Here is a 20,029-nt window from a genome sequence, read left to right as displayed (position 1 = left end):
CGCCGGCCCGTTTTCTTGTGCGCCTGAAGCAAGTGTGCCTTGGGCTTGTGCTGCTCTTGCTGGGGCTCTGCGCGGTTTCGGCGGCGGAACCCGAGCTCGACGCGGGCTGGGCCAATCCGCCGCGCGACGCCAAATTGCGCGCCTACTGGTGGTGGTTGAACGGCAACGTCACCCAGGAGGCCATCACCCGCGACCTGGAGCAGATGGCGGCGAAGGGATTTGGCGGGGCGCTGATCTGTGATGCGGGCGGCGCCGAGCAGTGGGGCAACGCGCGGGTGCCGCACGGCCCCACGTTTTTCTCGCCGGCCTGGCGTGAGCTTTACCGGCACACGTTGCATGAAGCCGACCGGCTGGGCCTGGAAATGAGCCTGAACATCCAAAGCGGCTGGAATCTTGGCGGCCCCATGGTCAAGGCGGATGACGCGCCGAAGAAGCTCGTGTGGACGGAACGCATCGTCAGCGGAGCGCAATCGTTTGCGGCAAAGCTCGAGCAGCCCAAAGCGCGGGATGGTTATTACCGTGATCTTTTTGTGCTGGCTTACCGGCGTCAGGTTGGGGCGTCGGGCAAGGTGGCGTTGGAACGCGTCACGGCCAGTTCTGCGCAGGCGGCGTATCCGGCGGCGAATCTTGTCGATCAGAACGCGTCCACCTTCTGGGTTTCCAGCGGCACGTCGGCTGGCGAAGGTCCCACGCCCGGTCGGCCGGCATGGTTGCAGCTCGAGTTTCGCCAGCGTGTCACCGTCAATCAGCTGGTGCTGGAACCGCGACCGGGTTACGGCCCGCGCACCGGCGAACTTCAGGTCAGCGATGATGGGCAGGCGTTTCAAACCGTGAAGCCGTTTGCTGCCGGGCCCACCAATGCCCTTCAGTTGGCGTTCGCGCCCGTGACCGGGCGGCTGTTTCGCGTCGTGTTCACCGGTGCGTATGATCCCGTTTCGGCTGCGTCTCCGCGCAATGTGCAGATGGCCGAGATCCGGCTGGGCGGACCGCAGGGTTGGGTCACGCCCGGGCCTGCGGCGCCGCACCGGCCGCTCCGCAATTACGAGGAAAAGGCCATGATCAAGGCGCTGCATTTCTCCGCGCCCGACACGACCCCGCTGCTGGAATCGTATCCCACCGAGCCGGGCGATGCGGATGTGCGCGCGGCCGACGTGCTGAACCTCTCGGGCAAGTTGGAACCGGATGGCACCTTGCGTTGGGACGTGCCGGAAGGTTCGTGGGAAGTGCTCCGGTTCGGCTGCACGCTGAACGACCACTGCTACGTCTCCACGTGCAGCGACGGCTGGCAGGGGTATGCGATTGACCCGTTCGACGCGGGCGCGTTCCGGCGCTACTGGGACGCGGTGGTGGAGCCATTGATTGCGGACGCCGGTCCGTTGGCCGGCAAAACGCTCAAGTATCTGCACACGGACAGTTGGGAGGTCGAAGTCGCCAACTGGACGCCCACCCTGCGGGCGGAATTCAAAAAACGCCGCGGCTACGATCCGATTCCCTTCCTGCCTGTCATCGCCGGGCGCATCGTCAACAGCCGCGAGGAGAGCAACCGGTATTTGAACGATTTTCGCCGCACGATGGGTGATCTGGCCATCGACAATCATTACCGGTTGTTCCGCGAAGGCGCGCACCGGCATGGGCTGCTGATTCATCCGGAATCCGGGGGACCGCACGCCGTGCCGATCGACGCGCAGCAATGCCTCGGCTTTGATGACGCGCCAATGAGCGAATTCTGGGCGTGGTCGTGGATGCATCGCATCGGCGACGAGAACCGGTTCTTTGTGAAACAGCCCGCCATGGCGGCGCACACCTACGGGCACAAGTTCGTGCTCGCGGAAGGCTTCACCACCATCGGCCCCCACTGGCAGGAGCGGCTCTGGGACAATTTGAAGCCGTCGTTCGACCACGCCTGCACCGAAGGGCTGAACCGGCTGGTCTGGCACGCGTTTGTGTGTTCGCCGGCCAGCGAGGGCATTCCCGGCCAGCAGTATTTTGCCGGCACACATCTGAATCCGCTGGTCACGTGGTGGGACCAGTCGGACGCGTTCTTCGCCTACCTCAACCGGACGCAATGGCTGTTGCAGCAGGGCCTCTTCGTGGCGGACGCCGCGTATTACTACGGCAATCACGTGCCCAACTTCGCCCAACTGCGCAAGTCGGACCCGGCGCAGGTCGGCGCCGGCTACGACTACGATGTGTTCACCGAGGAAAATCTCCTGACCCGCGCCCAAGTGCGCGATGGCCGCATCGTTCTGCCGGACGGAATGAGCTATCGCGTGCTGGTGCTGCCGGGCCGGCCGGCCATCGCGCTCCCGGTGCTGCGCAAGATCAAGGACCTCGTGGCGGCGGGCGCCACCGTCATCGGCGCGCCGCCGCAGACCGCCAATTCGTTGACGGACTATCCGCGCTGCGACGTCGAGGTGCGCCAACTGGCCCGCGAATTGTGGGGCGAGGCGGCAAGCCAGCCATCGTCCGGTGGGACGAATGCGAACGCTGCGCCCGTGCTGGTTCATCACTTCGGCAAGGGCCGCGTCATCGTCGGACAAACCGCCCGCGAAGTATTGCTGGCCGACGGCGTGCGGCCGGACTTCGAGGTCGAGGGCAGTGCGGCGGCGCTGGACTACATCCATCGGCGCGACGGCCAGACGGAGATTTATTTCGTGGCGAACCGTTCCAACACCACGCTCACGGCCAATTGCACGTTCCGGGTTCAGGGATTGGCGCCGGAATTGTGGAACGCCGTGTCCGGTGCGCACCAGTTCGCTGCTGCCCATGTGGAGCACGACGGACGCACGACGGTGCCGCTGACGTTCGATCCGTGCGGCTCGTGGTTTGTGGTCTTCCGGGAACCGGCGACCCAGCATCCGTCCGCCGCCCGCAGCAACACGCCGGCGATTTCCACCGTGGGGGAAATTTCCGGTCCGTGGACGGTGGCCTTCGATCCGAAGTGGGGCGGGCCGGCTTCTGTGGCATTTGCTGCACTTGAAGACTGGACCCGGCGTCCGGAGCCGGGCATCAAGTATTACTCCGGCACGGCCACTTACACCAAACGCTTCGCTCTGCCTGCGGCCGCGCAATCCACTCCGGGCGCAAAGCTCTACCTGGATTTGGGCGACGTGCGCGAGCTGGCTTCCGTCAAGCTCAACGGAAAACCGCTCGGCACCGTGTGGACGCCGCCGTTCCGGGTGGACATTTCGGAGGTGGTCACGCCGGCGGACAACACGCTGGAAGTGGAAGTCGTCAACTTCTGGCCCAACCGCATCATCGGGGATCAATCGCTCCCGGCGGACCAGCGTTTCACCCGGACCAATGTTCGCAAACTGACCGCCGACACACCGCTCATGCCGTCCGGACTGCTCGGACCGGTGACTTTGGTCGAAACGAAGCCGTAACCCCCTTGAACCCGCATTCTCCACTTGCCGTTGTTCCGGATGACCGGCTCCATGTTACCCGGGCCTGGCGGTCAGGGGCCAGCCGGCAAGCCCGCCAGTTTTACCGGGTGCTGATCAATCCCTGACGCGGCCGCAAGGCCGCCTTTAATTCAATGAACACGATGAAGAAATCGCTCGCTCGAACCGGGCCCTGGCTGGCCGTCGTTCTGGGCCTGTGCCTGCCGCGGCTGGTCTTTGGCCAGTCGCTGCTGCTCACGAACGGCGTGCAAACTTACGCCGCGTTGACGAGCACGGTGGTGACCATGAGCAACACCTGCGAGTTGCGCGTCACCAACACGGCCGCGCCGCTCACCGGCTGCATCATCAATTTGAATTCGCCCGACGCCTGGCTGTTCCTCACGGCCATCAAGCCGTCCGCCGTGGTTGCTGTGTATCTCGGTCAGGTGCGCGTCAACGGCGCGGCGGCCGTGGCGGATGGCAACGTGCGCGTCGTCCAATACGGCGCGGGCGCGGTGGTGATTCCGCAGGCGCCGTCGTTTCAGCCGTTGCAGGCCTTTGCCGGACCGCACTTCACCGGCCCGGCGGCATCCTTCAGCCAATACACCTACTACACCGGCAGCGGCCTCGGCGCACTGGATCAAAACATCAGCTCGTTCAAGTTGAAGCGCGGCTACATGGCGGTGCTCGCGGAGAATCCCAACGGCAGCGGCTTCAGCCAATGTTACATTGCGCAGGACGGCGACCTGAACCTCGGCGTGCTTCCCGCGTCCCTTGCGGACCGGGTCCGGTTCATTTACGTGACCCCCTGGCGCTGGGTGACCAAGAAGGGCATCGCGGGAAACATCGAAGGTCCTTTGAACGTGGCGTGGAAATACAATTGGAACCTCGACCAGAATTCGTCGCGTGATCTCGAATACGTGGCCATCCGGCAGACGCGCTGGTGGCCGGGGCTGGCGCAGGACTGGCAGTCGCGCGGCGTGAACACCGTGCTCGGCTACAATGAACCTGACAGCGCGAGCCAGGCGGACATCGCCGTGGGCGACGCCATCTGGTCCTGGCCAGATTTGCTGGCCACCGGGCTGCGCGTGGGATCGCCGGCTGTGACGGATGGCGGACGCAGCAGCTGGCTGTATCCCTTCATGCAACAGGCGGACGCCGCCGGGCTGCGCGTGGACTTCGTGGCCGTGCATTATTACTGGTGCTACAACCCGGCGGACCCCAACGGCGCGGCGACGCAGATGTATAATTTCCTGCTCGACACCTACAACCACACGCACCGGCCGCTGTGGGTCACCGAATGGAACAACGGTGCAAACTGGACTGGTTGCGGGGACCCGACCTACGCGCAGCAGCAGGCCGCCGTGGCGGCCATGATCAACATGCTCGAGAACGCGCCGTTCGTGGAGCGCTACGCGATTTACAACTGGGTGGAAGATGTGCGCCGTGTGGAATGGGACGATGGTTCGCTGACGGCCGCCGGGGTGACGTATCGCGACCAGCCGTCCGCGCTCTCGTATCGGCAGGCGCTGCCCGACCACGGCGCGCGCAGTGTGGCGCAGTTCCGCTTCGAAACCAATGCGCTGGACAGCTCGGGTTACGGCAACAACGCCCTGGCCGTGGGGGCTCCCGCTTACACCGCCGGGCGCAGCGGGCAGGCGCTGGTTTTCGACGGGACGAACAACTACGTGCAACTGCCGCCCGACCTGGGCCGCGCCACCAATTTCAGCTTCGCCGCGTGGGTGAACTGGGACGGCGGCGCAAACTGGCAGCGCATTTTCGACCTGGGCAATGACACCTCGCAGTATCTGTTCCTCACGCCCAGTTCCGGCAGCGGCACGTTGCGCCTGGCCATCAAAAACGGCGGCGGCGAGCAAATCGTGGAAACCGCCGGGCTGGCCAGCAATCAATGGCAACATGTGTGCGTGACGCTCGCCGGCAACACCGCCCGGCTTTACACGAATGGCGTGCTCGCGGCGTCGGCGGGCGGATTCACCCTCACGCCGGCCAGTTTTGCCCCGAAGTTCAATTTTCTCGGCCGCAGCCAGTTCAGCGCCGACCCGCTGCTGCGCGGCCGGCTCGACGAGGTGCAGTTTGCGGACTACGCATTCACGCCCGCGCAGGTCGCCGCGCTGATCACGAATCATGCGCCCCAGTTTGCCACCAACCTGCTGACGCCCGGCGCCGCGACCCAGGATCAACCGTATGCCAGCACCATCGCCGGCACCGCCACCGATGCCGATGCGGGCGACCTGCTGACCTACAGCAAGGTTGATGGCGCAGCCTGGTTGACGGTGGCGGCCAACGGCGCGCTGGGCGGCACGCCCACCTTTGCCGACGAGGGAACCAATTATTTCACGGTGCGGGTCACCGATGCCGCCGGGGCGAGCGCCTTTGCCGTGGTGGCGATCGCGCTGCCCGTTGTGCAGGGCAGCGGCACCTGGGTGACTGACGCGGATGGCAACTGGAGCGACGCGGTCAAGTGGAGCGGTAATTTCCCTGCAAACGGCGCGGGCAATACGGCCGACTTCAGCACGCTGAATATTTCCGCGAACCGGACCGTGACGCTGGACAGTTCACGGAGCATCGGCATGCTGAAGTTTGGCGACACCGGCGGGGCGCAGGCGTGGATGCTTGTCCCGACCAACGACAGCGTGCTGACGCTCGACACCGGCTCCGCCACCGTGCCGGCCATCATCGTGAATCAGAGCATCGCCACGAACGCGGTGCCGCTGGCGGGCGACAACGGCTTTGCCAAGAGCGGCGCGGGCGCGCTGGTGTTGCAGGCGGCGAATTCGGTGGCGGGCACGGCCTACCTCGATTCCGCCAGCACGAGCGCGAATGACGGCCTCGTGCGGATCGCGCATCCGAACGCGCTGGCGGACCTCACCAGCATCCAGCTTCGCAACAACAACAGCGGCCGCTCCGCGTTGCAGTTGGATGGCGCGAAGGGCGGCATCACCACGCCGGCGTCGGTTGCGCTGAGCGGGCGCACCACGGCCTCCGTGGCAGTGGAAAATGTGGCGGGCACGAACACCGTCTCCGGCGGTCTCTCGGTCAACGCTGGCGGCAATTATTTCCTGATCCAGTCCGATTCCGGCCTGCTGTCGCTTGATGGCACCGTGACGTCCACCACGTCCGGCGCCCGCACGTTGACCTTCCAGGGCGCCGGCGATTTCAACCTGTTGGGCACCGTCGCGGACGGCAGTGGTGTCATCAACCTGACCAAGGTGGGTCCGGGAACGCTGACGTTGTCCGGCGCCAACACACACACCGGCACCAACCGCATCGGCAGCGGCACGTTGCGCCTGGCCAACCCGGCGGCGTTGCAGGGCGGCGTGCTCGACCTGAACGCCGCCGACGCCGGCACGTTGAGTTTCGGCGGGTTGACGGATGCAACGTTCGGCGGCTTGACCGGCTCACGCGGTTTCGCGTTGGTAAACGGCTTCGGCGCACCGGTCCGGTTGTCCGTGGGCGCAAACAATCTGAACCAGACTTACACCGGTTCATTGAGCGGGGCGGGGGGACTGATGAAAGTCGGCACGGGAACCTTCACGCTCGGCGGTGTGACCACCTTCACTGGTTCGACGCGCATCGGTTCCGGCTCCCTGATTCTGGGCCACAGCCTGGCGCTGCTCAGCAGCACGGTGGATTTGGCCGCTGGCGACACCGGGACGCTCAGCTTCGGCACCCTGAGCGCGGCGACATTGGGCGGGCTGAGCGGCTCGCGGAACCTGGGGCTGACCAACAATGCGGGCGCGCCCGTCACGCTGACCCTTGGCAACAACGGCCAGAATTGCGGCTTCGCGGGGGTGTTGAGTGGCCCGGGCAGTCTGATCAAATCCGGCGCCGGTGTCCTGACGCTGAGCGCGGCCAATCTTTACGCGGGCAACACCACGGTGAATGGCGGCGTGCTGAAACTCAGCCGGGATCCACTGGTGAAGTTTTCCTTCGACGACACCACGAGCACGACGAACGGCAGCATAGTCGCCAACCTCGGCACGGGCGGCAGCCGCTTGAGTGGCGTGGTGGTCAACGGCGCGAGCGGGATCAGCCTCGCGCCACGGGCGAGCGGCAATGCGTTGAATCTTTCGGGCGATGGCAGTTACGTCAGCATTGCCGACCGGGTGACTTCGCTCGATGCGAGCACGCCCGGAACCGATTGGACGCTCGCCCTGTGGATTAAAACGAGCCAGGCCGGGGCGGGCTACGCTTATCAGGGCGACGGGGGGTGGGCGAGCGGCAACACGGCGTTTTACCTGAACCAGGGCAACACTTCCGCCGGCACACGCGTGGGCGCGGTGCGCTGGGCGGGCGGCTGGTTGACCGGCAATGCCAGCGTCAACGATGGCAACTGGCATTTCATCGCCATCGCGGGCGCCAACGGCACGAAGAACATTTATGTGGACGGCCATCTCGATGCCACGACCACGTCGTGGACGCACGTCAGCACGGGCAACCTGTTCTGGATTGGCGGCACGGGGGATGCCGGCGACGGCGTGGCGAAGATGAACGGGCAACTGGACGAAGTGGCGATTTACAATCGGGCCCTGAGCCTCGCGGAAGTGTGCTCGCTGACGAACGGCGCGGCGCCGTTGCTGGGAACATTCGGCGGGCAACTGCCCGCGGGCACGACGCTGGCCGTGTCCACCGGCGCAGCGTTTGACCTCGGCGGCAATGCCCAAACGCTTGCTGCGCTTGCCGACGGCTCCGGCGGCGGTTTGATCACCAACAGCACGGCAATTCCCGCCCAGTTGACCCTCAACGTCGGGGCGGGCACGGCAACCTTCAGTGGCGGCCTGGCGGACGATGCGACGTTAGGCGCGCTCAGCGTGATCAAGAATGGCGCAGGCACGCAGATTTTTTCCGGCGCCAGCTCGTATCGCGGCACGACGACCGTGAATGGTGGGGCGTTGCTGGTGAACGGTTCACTGGCGGCGAGCGCGGTTTCAGTGGTCGGTGGCACGTTGGGCGGCAAAGGCACCCTTAGCGGCCTCGTCAATCTCGGTGCGGGCGCCCAGCTTTCGCCCGGTGCATCGCTCGGCACGCTGACGGTGAGCAATGCGGTGAACCTGGGCGCCGGCAGCGTCACGCTCATGGAAATCAGCGCCGCGCCGTTCACGAACGACCAGTTGCGGGTGACGGGCACGCTGAAATTGGGCGGCACGTTGACGGTCACCAACCTCGGCGGCACGTTGACCGCCGGCGAAGTCTTCCCCTTGTTCAGCGCCGGCGCCGTGTCGGGCGCTTTCGACGCCACGAATCTGCCACCGTTGGCGGACGGCCTGGCGTGGCGTTGGGACGCGGGCAGCGGCACGCTCGCCGTAGAGTCCGCGGTGGCGACCAACCCCACCAATCTCACCGCCGCCCTGGCCGGCAGCGCGCTGACGCTTTCCTGGCCGGCCGATCACACCGGCTGGCAGTTGCAGGTGCAGACCAATCCACTCGCCGCCGGACTGGGAACGAATTGGTTTTCCGTTGCCAATTCCGCCGCCACCAACGTGATGGAATTCCCGGTCAGCCCGGCCGACGGCAGTGTGTTTTACCGCTTGATCTGGACGAATGCGCCGTGAGCCGGGCGACTGATTATTGGGCGAGCTGCCAGACGCACCGATCGGTGATGGGCTTGCCCGCACGCTCCGCCTGGGCCTCGACGGTGTTTTCGCCGGGCTTCAGTTGCAGGTTTTTCCAGAGGAACACCGCGTTTCCGTCGTTGGTGCGCGTCCCTTGCGAAACGCCGTTGAGAAACACTTCCGCCGTTTGCGCGTTGGAATACACCTTCACGTCGGTGATCGCGTTGGTGCGCGTAACGTCACGCCGGCTCGTGATGTAGATCGTGGATTCGTCCGACCAGTTCGCCTGGTAGAAAAAGAACGCGTCCTTCTTGATCTGGCGGTCGTAGGTGAGCAGCCCCTTGTCGTTGCGGCCCTTCACGCCGCCCTCATGCCGCCAGTAGCTGGTGAAGTCCGCAAAGTTCCACGCAAAGGTGCCCCAGATGAACGGGCGCGCCTTCATCTGCTTCCAGGCCTCTTCGTGCACGACCGCCTGCCACTCCTCGGGATGCCACTGGCCATCGGCTTTCGGCTGTTGCGGATGCTGCTCGTGCTGGTTCACGTTGGCGCCCGCACCGTATTCGCTGATGCACACGCCGCCCGCGCGGCTGGTCGTGCGGTAGCTGTCCAGCTGGCGCCCGTAATCATCCAGGGCCTTCCACTCCGAATACCAGCCCGGATAAATGTTCCAGCCGAGCAGGTCGGGAATCTTGTTCATCTGCGGCCAGCCCCACGTGCAGGTGGCGGCAATGGTCGGCCGCGTCGGATCCTCGGCGTTTGCCAGTTCCTTGAGGTCCTGGAGCAGCCGGTGCGGGTCGGGATTGCCCGGGCGCAGTTCGTTGAACAGGCTCCAGCAGAAAATCGCCGGGTGGTTTTCGTTCTGCCGGATGAGATCGAGCAGCTGGTTCCGCGACGTCTCCGCAAACGCGGGCGAGTCCGTGATGCGATCCACCTGCGGAATTTCCGCCCAGACCAGAATGCCGGCCTCGTCACACCGGCTGTAAAAATAGTCGCTGTGCTGGTAATGCGCGCAGCGGATGACCGTGGCGCCCAGTTCCTTCAACAGTGCGATGTCCTCGTCCATGTCGGCGTTGGAAATCGCCCAGCCCTTGCCCGGGCGGTCCTGGTGCCGGTTCACGCCGTGCAAATGATAGGGTTCGCCGTTGAGGAAAAATCCCTTGTCCGGGTCCACGTGAAACGAACGCAACCCCAGCGGTTGCTCGACGGCGTCCTGCACGTTGCCATCCGGGTCGCGCAATTCAACGATGGCCCGGTGCAGATACGGATCCTTCCGGCCGTTCCACAAGTGCGCGTGCGGGATGGTGAGGCGGAGCCAGTGCGGTTCGGTGACCCGTGGCGCCGCCGCCACCGGTTGTTCGACGCTGGCCACCGTGTTTCCGGCCGCGTCCAGCACGCGCGCCGCCAGCATCAGTGACGCCTTCTGTCGCGTGCCGTTGGAAATCTCAGCCGTGATGTCCAGCACCGCCTGCGTGGCTGAAACGCTCGTTTGCCGCCACGTGACGCCCGGTGACGCGTGGTCGGTCGGCGTGAAGCAAACGTCCGCGGTTTCGAGCAGTTGTCCGTGCCGGTAAAGGCCGCCATAAACCGGAAAATCACCGCTCAGCGGCGCGATGTCTGGCGCCTCGACGTTGCTCACGCGCACGGCGAGCACGTTCGTTCCCTGCGGCGCGAGGGCGTGGGTGATTTCAAAACAAAAGGCGCCGAAGCCGCCGCGGTGCTGGCCGACGGATTTTCCGTTCAGGAACACCTCGGCCTGTGTCGCCGCCGCCTCGAACCGCACGAAGTAACGATGCCCGGGCCGGGGATGAACCAGTCCGAGGTCACGGCGATACCAGCCCGTGGTGCGGCGCGGCTTCTCGCCCCGTTCGGCCTCCTGCCAGCCCCAGCAGTGCGGCAGCGACAACGTCTGCCAGGCGCCATCCGCAAACGACGGCTGCGCCGCGCCCGCCACGTCGCCAAACTCAAACCGCCAGCCCGCATCCAGCGAGGTGACCTCACGAGCGTGCGCCCCGAATCCGGCCAGCGCGAACGCAACCAATGCCATGGGAAAAAAACGACGGTGCTGCATGCCGCCATCCTTGGTGAATTCGCAGTGGAAGACAATCACCCACTTGGGTAGCCGGGCCAGGCGCCAATCGACGGGGTTGGCGCTGGACGGACGGTGTCGGGCGGAGTAGATACGTGCATGGTGTTCGCGCTTCGTTCCAAGGTTGTCCGGGACGCGCGCCCCACAACCGGTGGCTCGGCGACCTGCTCCACAGGTCGCAACCCGCGGTTATGCCGGAGCGCAGACACCGCTTTCACTTTCACCAAAAGCCATACTATCTAGGCTGTGGGGCGCACCAATGATGAAACGAGGGCCGATATTGAGTGGGGTTTGTGTGTTGGTGATGTTTTTCGCCATCATTTTGCCGTCCGCGCTTGGCCCTGAGCGTGGCGGCTCACTTGATGTTCATCTTCGGTATTGGGTGCCGTTTTTCGGAGCAGCGTTGATTGTGGCTGCGTTCCTTCGGCGAGAGCGAGTCCTCTGGCCGATCCTCGGACTTTTGCTCACTGGCATTTATGTCGGACTTCATCTCATCGCAAAGGCCTAACGAAACAAGATAGCTTTCGCCGGAGGGGGGAGAGTGGGGCGGAGCGCCAAAGCTATTAGGGGTTGAACGAGCCTGGTAAATTTCCCGCAGACTTCCGCCTCCTTGTTGTCTTTTCCCTTTGCTGCAGTCACCTGTTCAGGCCACCGGCCCGCCGCCCCAGCGCGGCAGGTTTGGCGCTGGACGGGCGGGGTCGGGCGGAGTAGATAGGTCTGTATGGTATCGGCTTTTCGTCTCTGCGTTGTTTGGGGCGTGCGTCCCACAACCGGTGGCTCGGCGCCGCTCCGGCGGCGCAACTCACGTTTACGCCGGAGCGCAGACACCGCTTTCACCCTCATCGAAAGCCATACTGTCTAGGCGACTGTGAGCTTATGACGCGAACTGTAACTAAGATTTCCTGCGCGGGCGCTGCTCTTTGCGCTTGTTGCATTCTAGCTTACGGTCTTGCTCTGAGCTTTTACGCACGTCATCAAGAATACGATAGTATATGGAGAGCTTACATGCTGACTCCTAAGCCCGTTCGGGACACATTCTTAAACGTGTGGCTCAAGGTTGACCGCCAGACCATTGTTCTGGTTATTCTGGAGTGCAGTCGTTGAGGATGAAGGTGACGCCTCGTAAGAAACAAGGATGAGAGCTCAAGCCTGTTTTATTGGGGAATTTGCGGGGTATGTTTTGGGAAGATGAAGTTGCCGGCAACACAAAAAGGCCGGACATGGGTGCGAGGAAAAGTCCCGCGCGGCCAAAGCTCGGATTAAGTTGTGGAACCGGAGGCGGGCCGCAGGATCCAAACGCAAGTGATCAATCTCGTAATCGGGGTCGTGCCGCGTCCTTCAAGGATCACGCACGCCACCAGTGGTAGGGTCGGCGCCTGCGGGGCCAAAGCTCCTGAATGGGTTCAATGAAACACCAGTGGCCGGCCGGCCTACAGCTTCCCTTCCGGTTCGCGCTCAATTCACCCGCACCGCCCGCACTGGGCAAGCGCGTTTGTTTCTTCCGCGAAAGGGTCCGCCGACAGGCGGTTGGTTGGCTGGAGCGGTTTAAATTATGTCGTAGCCGTCGGGTTATTCGCCTGCCCCTCGCCCGGCCTTCGGCCACCCTCTCCCCATCGGATGGGGAGAGGGACGGGGTGAGGGGCTGCTGCCGTCAGGACAGTTACAGTATTCATCCAACTGCTATAGCCATGCGCGGGGGTGTGTGGAAGGGTTCTGCGGCAGGGCGGGTAGCGGGCTTCCAAGGGGGGCGAAGATTTTTCTGCCGGGGAAAAGTATCGGTCGTGGTTCGTTGTCCCGATTGTGACCTGAGTTGCTGAAGGGAACGGATCAGTTTTTCGCGGGCGCGCCCCGGCCGAGTGCGCGACTACTCGATGGCCGCGCGCATCAGGTCGAACATGCTCTTGCCGGTGGCGACGGTGACGGGTTCCTTGCTCTTTTCGTCCGCGTGCTCGACCAATTCCGGCGGAATTTCCTTGAGGAAGGGCGAGGGATGGCAAGGCAGGGCCTGGCCGTATTTTTTGCGGCTGGCGCAATGGCTGATGGTCAGCCGCTCCTGTGCCCGCGTCACCGCCACGTAAAACAGCCGGCGTTCCTCGTCCAGTGTGCCTTCCACCTTCGAGCGTGAGTGCGGGAGCAGCCCGTCCTCCAGGCCGACGATGTAAACATGCGGGTATTCGAGTCCCTTGCAGGAGTGCATCGTGATGAGGGTCACTGCGTCGCCCACTTTCTCGTCCTTTTCATCTTCGCGTTCGTTGTCGAGCGTGACTTCCTCCAGAAACGCCTGGAGCCGTTCCGGCAGCGGCGTGCCGGGTTCGGCGTGGGCGTCGAGGTCGGCCAGCAAATCCTTGACGCTGCGCACCCGGGCATCGGCGACTTCCACATTTTTTTCGCCGCGGCGCAGTTCTTCGAAGTAACCGATGCCGTTCAGAAAGTGTTCCGCCCACTTTTCGAGCGCCTGCGGGTCGTGGCTGAACTCGGCGCTTTGCAGGGTGGTGCGGGTGCGTTCGATGAGCGCGCCAAAGCCTTCAATGGCTTCCCGGGTCCGGGCCTGGAAGCCGGCCTGCACCACCGGATTCTGCAGGGCAGCGTAAACGGATTGCTTGCGTTCGTGGCTCGCCGCGAGCAGGCGCTCCATCGTCACGTCACTCAAGCCGCGCGCCGGCACGTTGGCGATGCGCAGCAGGCTGATGTCGTCGTGCGGATTGAGCATGACCTTGAGGAAGGCGAGAAAATCACGAATTTCGCGGCGGTCGAAATAGCTTTGTCCGCCGATGAGATGGTAGCGCACGCGGGCCTGGCGCAGCGCCATTTCGAGCGGGCGCGACTGGAGGTTCGTGCGGAAGAGAATTGCCTGGCTGCCCCACGGCACGCGGCGGGCCAGGCGCTGGAATTCGATTTCCTCGACCACGGTGCGCGCCTCCTCCTCGTCGCTCTCGAACGTGTGCAGCGTGATTTTGGCGCCGTGCCCCTTGTCGGACCAGAGCTGTTTGCCTCGGCGCCGGGCGTTGTTCTTGATGACGGCGTTGGCGGCGTGCAGAATGGTGTTGGTGGAGCGGTAATTCTGCTCGAGCTTCACGACCTTTACCTCGGGAAAGTGCTTTTCCATGTCGAGCAGGTTGGAAATCTCCGCACCGCGCCAGCCGTAGATGCTCTGGTCGTCGTCGCCCACGACACAGAGGTTGCGATGCTCGCAGGTGAGCGCATGCACGAGCTGGAACTGCGCGGCGTTGGTGTCCTGATATTCGTCCACCATCACGTAACGATAGCGGGCGCGGCACGCCTCAAGCGCGTCGGGATGTTCCTTGAACAGCTTCAGCGTCAGCAGGATCAGGTCGTCAAAGTCCACGGCGTTGCAGGCCCGGAGCGCGGAGTCGTAGCGCGGCAGGATGTGGCTGGCGAGGATGCTGTGACCGCGGTTGGGATTCGCGGCGCCGCCGGCGTTTTTGAGCTTGCTGAGTTCCGCCCGGATGGCCGCGGCATCAATTTTTTCGCCCTTCGCACTGATGTGCGAGAGCACCTTTTTGACGGCGCTCAGCGTTTCGGCCTCGTCGTAGATGACGAAATTGCGCTTGTAGCCCAGCTTTTCAATGTGCTGGCGGAGAATGCGCACGCACAGCGAGTGGAAGGTGCAAATTGTCGGGCGGTCTTCCTTGTTTTTGGCCGCTGGTTCGCTGCGCCGCGCGCGGGGCACGAGCTTGTTCACGCGCTCCTGCATTTCCCGGGCGGCCTTGTTGGTGAATGTGACGGCGAGGATGTTGCCGGGCGCGATGCCCTGCTCGATCATGTGGGCGATGCGGAAGGTGATGACGCGCGTCTTGCCGGTGCCCGCGCCGGCCAGAATGAGCACCGGCCCGCGAAGGGTTTCCGCGGCTTGACGTTGCTGGGGGTTGAGTGAATTCAGATTCGGCACGGCGCGCGGAGTGTAAATTCGGAGCGCGGGGAGGCAAGGGCATTGCGCGGAAAATGCGGCGGGCGCACGGATTTCTTGACCAGCGTGAGAAGAAAGCGACAGGCCGCCGCCGGCGCGGGCGAAAGTTTTTTGGCCCGCAGGTGATTGAAATACAGCGCGACACCGTTTTGTTACGAATCCGGATTTGCCCCGGCACACGCGTTGCTTTACATCAGGAACACCCGATTTATTTCGGGAAACCCAGGATAGTCATGACCAAAAACAAGAAAACGAAAGCCAAGGCCCCCGCGCAGGCCAAGGTGATTATGGAAGTTGCGCCACCTGTCGTCGCCAAACCCGCCGCCGTCGCGGCTCCGCAGACGAAGGCCAAAGTTGAACCCCAACCGGCCAAGCCGGCCGCGCCGAAGCCCCCCAAGGTGCGGCTGGAGTTGTCCCGGCCCGGCGCCCAATCCGTGGCCGTTGCGGGCTCGTTCAATTCGTGGCAGCCGGAGCAGGCGAGCTGCACCAGCAATGGCGCGTGGATCAAGGATCTCACCATTGGTCCGGGCCGCTACGAATACATGTTCGTGGTGGATGGCCAGTGGCTCGCGGACCCGAACGCCCGGGAATTCACGCCGAATCCGTTTGGCGGCCAGAATTCCGTGTTGGTCGTCTAGCAATAGCCACGCGCTGCGACGCGGTGCCGCCGCCCGTCTCGCGACACCTCGCATCAGTCGTGACAGACGGGCGGGGCGTCCTTATTTTGTCCGCATGGCGCAGACGACCTTGACCCTGGGGCATTCGCCGGATCCCGACGATGCCTTCATGTTTTACGGACTGGCGAAGGAACTGATTCCCACGCACGGATTCCGTTTCGAGCACATCCTGCAGGACATTCAGACGCTGAACGAGCGGGCCACGCGTGGCGAGCTCGACATCTCGGCGGTTAGCATCCACGCCTACGCCTACGTCAGCGACCAATACGCGCTGCTGCCCAGCGGCGCGAGCATGGGCGACGGCTATGGGCCGATGCTGGTGGCGAAGCAAAAATTCACCCGCGACGAAGTGGCGCGGAAAAAGATTGCCGTGCCCGGCACCATGACCAGCGCATTTCTGGCATTGCAACTCTGGCTGGGCAAGCCCGCGAAGGGATTTGATTACATCGTTGTCCCGTTTGACCAAATCTTTCAGGCGGTCCGCGAGGGCCGGGCGGACGTCGGGCTGATCATTCACGAAGGGCAGTTAACCTACCGCAACGAGGGGCTGGAGGTTTGTGAAGACCTGGGGATTTGGTGGGGACGGGAGAACCACGGCCTGCCGCTGCCGCTCGGCGGGAACGTGATCCACAAACGGTTTGCTCCGGACGTGCGCCGCAAAATCTCTGGCGTTCTGACCGACAGCATCCAATTCAGCCTCGATCACCGGCCCGAAGCGGTGCTGCACGCGTTGCAATACGCCCGCGACATGGGGCGTGACCTGGCCGACAAGTTCGTCGGCATGTATGTGAACCACTGGACCCTCGACTACGGTGACCGGGGCCGGGAATCCATCCGCCGCTTTTTGGGGACGGCCTACGAACGCGGGCTGCTGCCGCACCGGCAGGAACTCGAATTTGTTGTCTAACGCGGCGGGGCCGGTGGTCCGGCTCAGGCGGCTTTGGGCGGCAGGAGGGCCAGCGCAGCGGCGATGGTGTTGATGGTGGCCAAGGTGTCCTTCGCCGCTTTGGGGTCGGTGATCTTCAGGCCGAACTGTTTGTCGAGCGCGACCACAAGTTGGAGCGCGTCCACCGAGTCGAGGCCCAAACCTTCCGGACCGAACAACGGCGTGTCATCCGCGATGTCTTCCGGTTGGATTTGGAGCATCAAGTTGTCCACCAGCACGCGCCGGATTCGCGATTTCAATTCCTCAGAGTTTTGCATTACAGGATTCCGCCGTCGATTTTGAGCGCGGAGCCTGTAATGTAGCCGGCTTCCGGGCAAGCCAGAAAGCGCACGGCAGCGGCCACTTCGTCGGGCCGCCCAAATCGCCGCATGGGAATCTGCTGCTGCCGCTGCCGCCGTTCGGTCTCGTCCATCGTCGCGAGCGCGGCGGTTTCGATGTAACCGGGGCAAACCGCGTTCACCGTGATGCCCAGGCGGGCCACTTCCTTCGCGAGGGACTGTGTGAGCGCCACGACGCCCGCCTTGGCAGCGGCATAGTTGGTCTGGCCTGGGGGCGCGAGCAGGGCGCTCAGGGACGCGATGTTGATGATGCGTCCGCTCCGCTGGGCCACCATGGTGGGCAGAACTGCCTGACAGCCATGAAAGGTGCCGTCCAGATTGACGCTTAAAACGTCCCGCCACGCCTCGGGTTTCATCATGGCCAGCAAGGCGTCCTGATGCCCGCCGGCGTTGTTGACCAGCACGTCCAGGCGTTGATGCCGTGCCAGAATTTCCGCCACGGCACGATTCCAATCCGCACGCGAGCGGACGTCGAGCGGCACCAACTGACAACGCTCCGGGTGTGCGGTCGCCAGCGCGCTGGCCTGGTCGCGGCGCTGATTCACCGCGAGCCAGACGCGGTTTTCGTGCGACTCCGTCAAAAAAGTCCGGGCCAGGGCAAGACCGAGTTCGCCATTGGCGCCTGTAATCAGAATAACTCTTTCGCTCATGCGATTGGGCTGGTGGAACCGGCGGTGAAGCGCGCGCCGGCCGCATATTGATTCGCGCCGAGCGTGCTGATGTTTGCGGCAGTGACTGCGCCGCGCCGGATGGCATCGCAGGCTGCGACGCATTGCCAGGCCGCCGCTGCGGTGAACGCCTCGCCCAGCCATTGTTTGGGCGCCAGTCGCGCGCCGGGCCAGTCCTGCCAGGCCGCACTTTCGGCGCGATCCGTGCGCACGCGACCTTGACTGCTGCCGCACCAGAGTTCTTGCGGACTGCCCGGGGGTAATTGTTGACGCACCACTTGGGCGGCCTTCACGCGGTCGGCCTCGCTCGAAAAAGGAACAACGTCGGTGATGGCGGCCAGCTCGATCGCGTTTACGGCGGGGGCTTCGCGGCGGAGGTAGAGAGCGCCCGCGCCCGCGCCGAGGATGGCGTCGCGGGCGAACAGATGCAGCGCGTCGCCGACGAGCCAGTCCATTTCCTCCACGCCGATCACCAGGCAGCCGTCCGCTTTGCCCGCCGCCAGCCAATCGGCGGCCACCGCCAGCCCTTGCAGAAATACCGTGTCATCTCCCACCATCGTATAGCTGGGCGCGCGCGAACCCAGGTAGGCGGCGAGGTGGCTCGCGGGCGCGTTGAATACCGTTTCTGGAAACAACAACGGACTCGCCGTGGACGGGTCCTGGAGGACTTCCTCGTAGAATCGGCGCGAATACGTGACGCAGCCGGCCATCATGCACAGGATGGAGGCGATGCGCAGTTCGCCGGCTTGCGCCCGCGCGGCGTCCGGTCCCAACGCCTCCAGCGCGGCGGCGACGGGATGGTGACTGATGACGCTGGCGCGTCGATAACGCGGATGGCTGAGAAAGGCCGGACGCGTGAGGGGCGGCGGGACTGCGCGCACGCGCAATGGCCGGGGCCAGCCGGGGCGCAGCAAATCCGTCTGGGGAACCGGCTCTGCGCGTTCCAGCGCGGCACGCAGTGCCGGCACGCCCCAGCCGGCCGGTGAAACCGCTCCCAACCCATGCACGAAGACGTGGCTCATGTCCACCTCCGCAAGACGAGCGTGGCGTTGGCGCCACCAAAGCCGAACGAGTTGCTCAACACGACGTTAACCCGGGCGGTGGTCGGTTGTTGCACTAGGGGAAAAGTGCAGGCGGGATCGGGCATGCGGAGGGTGGATTCGGGCGGCAGCCATTGACCGCGCAAGGCCATCAACGCAACCACCGCCTCCACGGCGCCGGCCGCACCGAGCAAATGGCCGACGCTGGCCTTCGTCGAGCTGACCGGCAGGTTGGCCGCGCGCGAACCGGCCCAACGATTAATGGCGGCAGCTTCGGTGGCATCGTTCTGCGGAGTGGCCGTGCCGTGCGCGTTCACGTAGTCCACCGCTTCGGGCCCGAGGCCGGCGATGGCGCACGCTTCGGTCATGGTGATGAAGGCCGCGTCGCCTTGCGGATGCGGTTGGGTCAGGTGATGCACGTCCGTGGCGGCGGCATAGCCGATGATTTCGCCCAGGATTTCCGCGCCATGCGCCTGTGCGGAGGCCAGCGATTCCAACGCCAGCACGGCGGCGCCTTCGCCGAGGGAAAGTCCGTTGCGCTCCGCGTCAAACGGCCGACAGGGCGTCGGAGCCAGGGCCTGCAGCGAATCGAAGCCGGCATAAATCAACGGGCACAGCGCATCATAGCCGCCGGTCAGCACCCGTTCAGCGCGGCCGTTGCGGATCAACTCCCACGCATGGCCAATCGCATTGGCGCCGGAGGCGCACGCATTGGAGATGATGGTGATTGGGCCGCGAACGCCGAGGGCCAGCCCGACGTCGCGGGCCTGGCGTTGCGCCTGATAATTCACCACCCGTGTTGCCTGGCGCCGCTGGGTGCCGGGGTGTTGCAACGCATGCCGCACGTATTCTTCGCCCAGCGCCATGCCGCCTCCGGTGGTGCCGAGCACGAGGGGCGTGTCGGGCGCCGTGGCCCAGCCGGCTTGGAACCACGCTTCCGCCGTGGCCAGCCACAGCATCTGCGTGGCGCGATCCCACCGCGCCGCGGGTCGTTGGGCGGGCATGCCGGTGCGCGCCAACGGCGGCAGATCCACCTCGGCGGCGATCCGGGAGCGCTGGCGCGTTACGTCAAAGAGCGTGACGGGGCGGATGCCGGAGCGGCCGGTGCGGAAGCCTTCCGAATTGAAGAACCAGCCCAGACCCAGCGCCGTCACGATGCCGGCGCCGGTGACCACCACGCGGGCGGGCGGGGTTTGACGTGGGGAGGGGAAAAGCATCGGGCGGGCAGCGGGCACGGCAGTGGCGGCAGTCATCACGCCCGCAACGGCGTCAAGTCGGCCGGGCTTCTGGGATGACTCGGGGACGCAGCCGGGGCGACGCCACTCCGTTGATAGTGCTCCACCAATCCCAATCGCGATGGCACCAAGCCCTCGGCGCCAATGGCGTTCAA

10 protein-coding genes are annotated in these 20,029 nt (G+C 64.6%); 4 read left to right on the top strand and 6 right to left on the bottom strand.

What is annotated here, in order from left to right; all coding sequences use genetic code 11:
* Window positions 1–17 precede the first annotated feature (17 nt).
* Window positions 18–3,386, top strand: a complete 3,369-nt coding sequence (locus VFV96_15035) for a glycosyl hydrolase (GenBank protein HEU5071718.1) — start codon at window positions 18–20, stop codon at window positions 3,384–3,386.
* Window positions 3,387–3,547: 161 nt separating this feature from the next.
* Complete coding sequence (locus VFV96_15030) at window positions 3,548–8,956, top strand: LamG-like jellyroll fold domain-containing protein (protein HEU5071717.1); 5,409 nt, start codon at window positions 3,548–3,550, stop codon at window positions 8,954–8,956.
* Window positions 8,957–8,969: 13 nt separating this feature from the next.
* Here VFV96_15030 and VFV96_15025 read toward each other — a convergent pair whose 3' ends face one another.
* Window positions 8,970–11,000 (bottom strand): glycoside hydrolase family 2 TIM barrel-domain containing protein, encoded by a 2,031-nt coding sequence (locus tag VFV96_15025; protein HEU5071716.1) that lies wholly within the window; start codon window positions 10,998–11,000, stop codon window positions 8,970–8,972.
* A gap of 1,906 nt (window positions 11,001–12,906) precedes the next feature.
* Window positions 12,907–14,952: a UvrD-helicase domain-containing protein gene (locus tag VFV96_15020; protein ID HEU5071715.1), complete on the bottom strand. Its 2,046-nt coding sequence runs from the start codon at window positions 14,950–14,952 to the stop codon at window positions 12,907–12,909.
* Between the two features lie 251 nt (window positions 14,953–15,203).
* Between VFV96_15020 and VFV96_15015 the strand changes: the two genes are divergently transcribed.
* Window positions 15,204–15,608, top strand: a complete 405-nt coding sequence (locus tag VFV96_15015) for a glycogen-binding domain-containing protein (protein ID HEU5071714.1) — start codon at window positions 15,204–15,206, stop codon at window positions 15,606–15,608.
* 94 nt (window positions 15,609–15,702) lie between these two features.
* Window positions 15,703–16,554, top strand: coding sequence for an MqnA/MqnD/SBP family protein (locus tag VFV96_15010; GenBank protein ID HEU5071713.1), 852 nt, complete (start codon window positions 15,703–15,705; stop codon window positions 16,552–16,554).
* 23 nt (window positions 16,555–16,577) lie between these two features.
* Here the strand turns inward: VFV96_15010 and VFV96_15005 are convergent, their stop codons facing one another.
* From VFV96_15005 to VFV96_14990, 4 genes are read right to left on the bottom strand one after another with little or no spacing between them, the layout of a single operon-like run.
* Window positions 16,578–16,832: a phosphopantetheine-binding protein gene (locus VFV96_15005; GenBank protein ID HEU5071712.1), complete on the bottom strand. Its 255-nt coding sequence runs from the start codon at window positions 16,830–16,832 to the stop codon at window positions 16,578–16,580.
* A 17-nt stretch (window positions 16,833–16,849) separates the two neighbouring features.
* Entirely contained in the window at window positions 16,850–17,581 is a 732-nt protein-coding gene (locus VFV96_15000) for an SDR family NAD(P)-dependent oxidoreductase (protein HEU5071711.1), read from the bottom strand.
* A complete protein-coding gene (locus tag VFV96_14995; GenBank protein HEU5071710.1) occupies window positions 17,578–18,621 on the bottom strand; it encodes a hypothetical protein in 1,044 nt (347 codons plus the stop codon). Before VFV96_14995 ends, VFV96_15000 begins: the two co-directional genes overlap by 4 nt.
* Window positions 18,618–19,892: a beta-ketoacyl-[acyl-carrier-protein] synthase family protein gene (locus VFV96_14990; protein ID HEU5071709.1), complete on the bottom strand. Its 1,275-nt coding sequence runs from the start codon at window positions 19,890–19,892 to the stop codon at window positions 18,618–18,620. Before VFV96_14990 ends, VFV96_14995 begins: the two co-directional genes overlap by 4 nt.
* Window positions 19,893–20,029: the final 137 nt, after the last annotated feature.

This window comes from Verrucomicrobiia bacterium (assembly GCA_035765895.1).
Taxonomy (GTDB): domain Bacteria; phylum Verrucomicrobiota; class Verrucomicrobiia; order Limisphaerales; family DSYF01; genus DSYF01.
Note: the sequence above shows the minus strand (reverse complement) of the source record. Positions and strands in the feature narration are given on the sequence as shown.